The 3032-nt window shown below is 40.3% G+C and carries 1 protein-coding gene and 2 pseudogenes; 2 read left to right on the forward strand and 1 reads right to left on the reverse strand.

All coding sequences use genetic code 11. From position 1 onward, the window contains the following. Window positions 1-123: 123 nt before the first annotated feature. Window positions 124-459, forward strand: a pseudogene (locus FFR48_RS26735) (response regulator); the annotation flags it as partial. Between the two features lie 311 nt (window positions 460-770). Here FFR48_RS26735 and FFR48_RS30440 read toward each other — a convergent pair. Beyond that, window positions 771-1946 (reverse strand): calcium-binding protein, encoded by a 1176-nt coding sequence (locus FFR48_RS30440; RefSeq protein WP_307722540.1) that lies wholly within the window; start codon window positions 1944-1946, stop codon window positions 771-773. 499 nt (window positions 1947-2445) lie between these two features. Between FFR48_RS30440 and FFR48_RS26745 the strand changes: the two are divergent. Next, window positions 2446-3032, forward strand: a pseudogene (locus FFR48_RS26745) (SAM-dependent methyltransferase); the annotation flags it as partial.

Consider the following 3032-nt stretch of genomic DNA (forward strand, 5'->3'; position numbering starts at 1 on the left):
TTTGCAAGGTCTTGACTGAAACTCCGATTTTTTTAGCAAATTCATGAGGTTTAAACATAAAGTCACTCATAGGTTTGTCTATGAGTGTACAGGTTTGTCTATTAAATTGTCAACTTAGGACAAGCTCTCACTTTTACCAAAGCTGGTTATCGTGTTGAACAAGCCCGTGATGGTCAACAAGCTTGGGATAAGCTGCGTTCTGGTTTACCTTGCGATATTGTCTTCTGTGACATTGAAATGCCCCGCTGTGACGGTCTGGAACTGCTCTCACTTATTCAAAAAGACGGTAGTCTTAATCACCTACCCATAGCTATGCTGACCTCACGCGGTGCAGACAAACACAAACAAATGGCTGTTCAACTCGGTGCTAGTGGTTACTTTACTAAACCCTATTTAGAAGAAGCACTATTAGAAGCCGCTACTCGGATGCTCAAAGGTGAGAAGTTAGTAACGGCTTAGGTGGTGACTCACAAGGGGCAGGCAAGAGGCAAAAGGCAAGAGGCAAGAGTTTGGGCTATCTGTTATCCCTAGATTTTATGACTTATTCAACTCAAAATGCACGCTTTTGGGAGTATCCCCCTCAAAAATATTGCACCTACTTTCTTTTTTAGCAGCCCCAACCCCTTGATTTATCTGGGTTTTACATTTATTCAGCAAGCCCTAGATACTTTGCTTCAATGGTTTTGGCTCACTCCATTTTCTGATAAAAAAAAGGGCATAAGTTGATTATGCCCTAGAAAAACTTATGAAAAAGGTATGTTCCTATTCATCTACACAGCAAGAGTGAAATCTGCTGTAGTTAGAGCAACGTTACCAGTGAGTTGAATGAATAAATCATCTGTGAGATCAGGTGTTGCATTAGTAGCAAGGATGAAAGTGTTAGCTCCGAAGCTAAAGTAACCAAACCTATCAGCACCTATGAGAGTGGCTGCATTATTTGCAGCATCCGCCAAATTCGCACCCGCAGGGGCAACTTGTCCTGCAAAGTCAGTTGCAGTAAAGTTTAATGCACTCAGGTTAATCCGTTCTCCTACTCCAACGCCAAAGTCGGTAATAGTATCAAAAGTTTGTCTGTTAGAATCAGCAGCAGATGTATAAATGAAGGTGTCATTACCAGCGCCACCTGTTAAAATATCGGCACCAAGCCCACCCGTTAGTGTGTCATTACCAGCACCACCTGTTAAGGTGTCATTACCAGCGCCACCTGTTAAGTTGTCATTACCATCGCCACCTGTTAAGATGTCATCACCAGCGCCACCTGTTAAGGTGTCATTACCAGTGCCACCTGTTAAGGTGTCATTAAGAGCAGTACCAGTAACTGTTAACTGTCCAGTATAGGCGGGTCCACCAACACCAGACCCATTAATTGTGATACCTTGGCGAGCATCTTCTGGCAGTGTGGGGGCTGCTATAATCAGGTTTCTATCCTGATTTCCATCTCCAACTGTATCTGCCGGCCTTCCTGATCCGATAACATTAATAATTAACGCCTCGTTACCATATTCTAGGGTATCAATTCGATTGGGAGTGGTGCTTACACTGGTATTATTATTCCGGTCAGAGACTAAAGTCAGAGTTGGAATGTTTTGATCTAAGGTTAAGTTAACCCGTTGCTGTGCTCCTTCAAGGGTTAATCTCCCTGTATTATCTAAGCTAATTCGATCATTTTGATCAGCACCTCTGAGGGTAACATTACCTGGTATTAATGCTGTTACAAATTCAAAGCGGTTAATACCAGTGATTTGCCCAGCATCTGCGGTCAATGTATTTCCATTCAAGCGCAGGATTTCAATACCTTGAGCACGGTTATTGATGACAGCAACATTAGTGGGTAGTTGAGCATTACCTGTAGCTGTCAAATCAGCCGCAATGGTAGCGCCTAAAAGTTCTAAGGTATCATTTCCGTTGCCACCTTGGAAAGTTCCGTTGCGCCCAAAGAATCGCACTGCATTGAATATGAATGTGTCATCTAAGGCAGTACCAGTGGCATTGAAGTCCGCAGTGAAGTTACCAGCATTAATAGTAACACCGGTTGCAGCATCTTCTGGAAGCTCAATTCCCCCGATGGTTAAAGCTCTCTCTTGAGTTCCCAGAGCATCATTCCCTGTTGGAGTTGGATTAACGTTAATTCTTAATCCATCAACATCAGATACTAGTCTGGTAATAACATTTTACTAATAGCGTTTTTTGATTATAATGCTCAACATACTCGATTTCTATAAAAAATTGGGTATATTACTGAGAAAACGCCAGTGCGACGCGATCGGTAAGAAGAGTTAACTACTGCCAAAATTTAGCTAAAATTACTGAGATTTTCTCTAGAAATGATATATTTAAACCACACCTATCTTTAAGGGAGAGCTAGAACTAGTTTTTTTTAAACCATGTTAGTCACTGTTCATCTGATGATAGGATACATCTTAATTTAGTTATATCTGTTGAGCGATGATCGGAGAAAACAATCCTGAAATTAACGTTGATGAATTAATGGCCAAGATCCGCGATGAGGTGGCTAAACGCAAGGGTCAACCTCAGCGAGTCATCAAATCATCTGATGCAGATACAAGTAATCTGATATTACACCTGAGTTATATTGAATCTTTCCTCAAAAATGCTGAGAATAGGGCATATACTCGCACCAAGTGGCCTGATAAACTCAACCGCTTTCCTTTTAATCTGAGCAAAAAGTTACAAAAAGCGACTTTAAAGTTATTAAATTTTCTCTTCAAAGACCAAAGAGAAATAAATTTTAGTTTGCTCCAAGCTCTCAGAGAATCTGTATTTATTAACGGACAACTAATAGCAGAAATGTCTAGCTTAAAAACACAAATTAATGAAAATTTACAAACAGTAGATACTCAAGTAAAAATCAACCATGAGTATTTACAAACAGTAGATACTCAAGTAAAAATCAACCATGAGCATTTACAGACAGTAGATAACCAACTAAAAATCAACCATGAGCATTTACAGACAGTAGATAACCAACTAAAAATCAACCATGAGCATTTACAGACAGTAGATAACCAACT

The sequence above is a fragment of the Sphaerospermopsis reniformis genome, from assembly GCF_005402885.1.
GTDB classification, from domain to species: domain Bacteria; phylum Cyanobacteriota; class Cyanobacteriia; order Cyanobacteriales; family Nostocaceae; genus Sphaerospermopsis; species Sphaerospermopsis kisseleviana.